Annotated in this window: 1 protein-coding gene; it reads right to left on the bottom strand. The window is 68.4% G+C overall.

Annotated features, from left to right (window positions below; all coding sequences use genetic code 11):
* Window positions 1–2,114 (bottom strand): condensation domain-containing protein (locus tag AB0937_RS38470; RefSeq protein ID WP_366718857.1); only part of this gene is annotated, 2,114 nt, incomplete at its 3' end.
* Between the last annotated feature and the right edge of the window lie 108 nt (window positions 2,115–2,222).

Below are 2,222 nucleotides of genomic sequence, written 5' to 3'. Positions count from 1 at the left end.
ACCACAGCCACCCCACCCGGCGTCCGCGCCACCTGCGCCGCGAACAACTCAGGCAACGTCGACCCCGACTCCTCAACCCCCGTGTCGTTCCAGTCTTCGAGGAGTCGGTTCTGTTCGGTGGCGTCGAGGATGTCCACTGCCGACAAGAGACCGTGGGGGTCGTCTTCGAGTGTGCTCACGAGGTTGTCGAGGCAGGTGTGCAGCAGTCGGCACACCGCCTGCCCGTCGACCGGGCCCACCGCGTCCACGGTCAGCCCGAACCTGGACTCCAGGTCGTCCACCGACACGGCCACCGGATAGTTCGTCACCTCGTGCATGGACAGCGTGCTGATGCCCTGAGTCGTGCTGTCGGTGTCCGCGCCGGCATCCGCCTGTGGGCGCCTGCCGTGCCGGTAGTTGAACAGCGAGGTGAACAGCGGGCTGCCGTTCGGGATGCCGCTGGCCTGCTGCGCCAGGGTCAGCGGAGCGTGCTCGTGCACCAACAGCTCCGCCAGCTGATTGCGCACGCCCTCCAGCGCGTTGCCCACACCGACGGTGTCGACCTGGACCCGGACCGGCAGCGTGTTGATGAACAGCCCCGGCACCCGATCCGCACCCGCACCGGCATTCATCCGCCCGAACAGCACCGTGCCGAACACGACGTCGTCACGACCGCTGATCGTGGCCAGCACCCGGGCCCAGGCCAGATGGAACACGCTGGCCGGGCTCACACCGAGTGACCGGGCGACGTCGCGTACCCGCCGGCCCACCTCCTCGTCGACCCGCAGGTGGGAGCGCACGACGCCGCTGCCGTCACCGTGCACATCGAGCAGGCCGTACGGGGCGGTGGTCTCCTCCACATCGCCCAGCAGGTCGGTGAAGTACTGCTCGTGCTCCTCGCGCGTGACGCCCAAGCGGGCCTGCGCGACGAAGTTGCGGAACGGCAGCGGCTCCGGCAGGGACTCCTCCCGCCCCGACAGGAACGCTCTCATCTCTTCCAGAAGCACGTCCTGGGTGGTGTGGTCCTGGACCAGGTGGTGCATACGCAGCAGCGCCAGCCATCCACCGTTCTCACCAGGCTGTGAGGCGATGTGCACGTCGATCAGCGGCGCACGGCCGATATGCATCCTCGACCCGGCCACGGCGATCAACTGATCTGCGACATCAGTGTTTTCCGGATCGACAGCGACTTCGATGACCGGCAGTTCGGCCCGGCGGACCACAACCTGGACCGGCTCGCGCAACTGCTCCCACACGATCGCCGTGCGGTAGATGTCATGCCGGTCCACCACTCGCTGGAGTGCGCCGAGGAAGTCGTCCAGCCGCTCACGCGAGTCGAACTGGAGCACCCGTGGCACCACATACGCATCCGCACCGCCCCCATCCGCCTGCAACAGGTGATGGAAGAACAGGCCCTCCTGCAGAGGCGCCAGGGGATACACATCAGCGATGTTGGCCGCGCCACCCGGTATCTGCCCGATGATCTGCGCCAGCTCCGCCTCGTCCAGATCGACCAGCGGCAGCATGTCCGGAGTGATGAGCTCAGCGTCATGCGGAATCAGGTTCGGCGGCACCGCCACCTCGGCCGGTCCAGCGGTTGCCGCGAGGCCGGCCGGGGTGGGTGTCTGGAACAGTGCGCGGACCGAGACGGACACGCCGCGGCTGCGGAGCTGCTCGACCAGCGAAACGGCCAGCAGGGAGTGCCCGCCCAGGGCGAAGAAGTCGTCCTCCACGCCGACCGTCGGCAGGCCCAGGACCTCGGCGAACACCTGGCACAGGATCTCCTCCTGCACCGTCGACGGACCACGCCCCGCACCCGCCCTGAACTCAGGCGCCGGCAGCGCCTTACGGTCCAGCTTGCCGTTCACCGTCAACGGCAACGCCTCCAGCGTCATGACCGCCGACGGCACCATGTACTCCGGCAACCGCTCCGCCGCGAACGCCCGCAGCTCGGCCTGATCCGCATCCCCCACCACATACGCGATCAGCCGCTCATCGCGCACCACCACCGCCACATCCACGACCGCGTCGTGACGCGACAGCACCGCCTCCACCTCACCCAACTCCACCCGGAACCCACGCAACTGCACCTGCGCATCGCTACGGCCCTCATAGACCAGCCGGCCATCAGCCATCCAGCGCGCACGATCTCCCGTCCGGTACATCCGCGCACCCGCCGGACCATACGGACACGCCACGAACCGCCCCGCCGTCAGCCCCGCACGATCCAGATACCCCCGCGC

The organism is Streptomyces sp. NPDC047880 (genome assembly GCF_040706515.1).
GTDB lineage: Bacteria > Actinomycetota > Actinomycetes > Streptomycetales > Streptomycetaceae > Streptomyces.
Note: the sequence above shows the minus strand (reverse complement) of the source record. Positions and strands in the feature narration are given on the sequence as shown.